Source organism: Pseudoalteromonas rubra (assembly GCF_004212645.1).
GTDB lineage: Bacteria > Pseudomonadota > Gammaproteobacteria > Enterobacterales > Alteromonadaceae > Pseudoalteromonas > Pseudoalteromonas rubra_G.
In genome coordinates, this window is the sequence record NZ_PPUZ01000119.1 from 1 (window position 1) to 1,671 (window position 1,671).

The following is a 1,671-nucleotide window of genomic DNA, read 5'->3' on the forward strand; positions in this document are numbered from 1 at the left end:
ACGCCCCAGGGCATCGTACAGATACGACCGCGCCCAGCTGCCGCGCTGCTCGCTATCCAGACGCCAGGGGTTGCCGGTGTCGGATATCAGCGTGGCCCACCAACGCCGATTTCGAAGCGTCCATCTCAATCACCCACCAAAAATCCGAACTGAATGTCTACGATTTTGGGTGGATGTCCTTGTTAATTTGTAGGTGTACTGCCAGTTGCCCCGGTCGACATCCTCAGTGCGCTCTTTACGGCCTGTGATCAGGTTGTAGGTGTTGGATATCAGTGTGGCGCACTAACACCGATTTAGGAGCGTCCATCTCCATCACCCACCAGAAATCCGAACTGAATGTCTACGATTTTGGGTGGGTGTCCTTGTAATTTCTTATTGCACAGAAAAAAGGCGCTCACTGAGCGCCTGTGTAGGATATGTGCTATCTTAAGCTCTACTCATCTGAGCGAACTTATGTTCCAACCTCTAAACTCAAAATCTGAAGATATAAGCTGCCATGTCGCTCAACAATCCATACACTCCCTTCCTTGTCCAAAATCAATCCATTACTATCCTCAACAAAAGCCTTGTTTTCTAATGATTTTTTTAGAACCAAGCTCAATTCAGGTGAAAATATCAGTTCTTCATTGGATGAATAGTCATGGCTATTCTCAATTTTAATCAAGGCCCCCCCATGTTTAATATAGAAAGGAAACCAGAATATACTTTCCAAATCACTGTAACGCTTTGCATCAATGGTCTGGTTTATCATTTCCAAAAATTTAAACAATTTTCTGCTTGAGCTTATACCAGACTTAGCATATCGCAACTCTATTGAATCTACGGTCAGCTCTAGTGAACTAAGAGTACATTCAGGTTTATTTACACCAAATTCAAATGCAAACTCATCTTCACTCATTGCCTCAACTTGCGATATAAAATCTTGAGTAAAAATAGACTTCGAAATCGCAACAAGCATCCTCCCGTTTACCACTTTGATACTAGAACCACCCACTCTAGCGTTTATAGGGTAATTGAGGTGCTCGCTAAGATATTCAAAGTTCGAACTGATCATCATACTTTTTAACGACTTAACATTTGAGCATTGCGCATAAGAAGCTGCTTGAAAAAATAGTAATAAAACAACTGCTATTTTCATTCCTATGGCCTCCCCGAATAATCGCCGTTGAGGTACATGTTATATTCTGCAGCTCTTCTTTTCACCAGCCCAGATAGACCCCCGTTTGTTATATCCAAAAACTCAAACGCTACTCCACCGTGATTCGCTTGTGAAAAGTTCGATGATAGATTTGGAAACCTCTCAATGTAGCCTGAATTCATCGATAAACTAACCAATGCATCATATTGATTCTGGTTCAATGTAGTACCTCCATTAATAGAAATAAACCGGTTTACACGAACCTCAGCTGCCGCAATGTCACTCATCAGTAACCCCATTGCTCTTTCTTCAGTAATATTGTTATATGAACCGCTTAAGTACTCTTCATTTGATATTTCATGACCATACCCAACGGTCCACTTGCCAGTAGGCTCACCGTCAGAATTCAATACTTTATATGGGCTAGCCTTGAAGCCTTCCCAGCCTTTGATGAAATCTACAACTTTATCACTGGATGTATATACACCGAAAGATCTGTAAATCTCCCTAACCGACTCACCCGCCTGATTCAA

Annotated in this window: 2 protein-coding genes; both read right to left on the reverse strand. The window is 42.1% G+C overall.

The genetic code is table 11. From position 1 onward, the window contains the following. Positions 1–451: 451 nt before the first annotated feature. Positions 452–1,138, reverse strand: coding sequence for a hypothetical protein (locus C3B51_RS22590; RefSeq protein ID WP_130246468.1), 687 nt, complete (start codon positions 1,136–1,138; stop codon positions 452–454). Between the two features lie 2 nt (positions 1,139–1,140). Beyond that, a partial coding sequence (locus C3B51_RS22595) for a lysozyme (RefSeq protein WP_165389224.1) occupies positions 1,141–1,671 on the reverse strand: 531 nt, incomplete at its 5' end.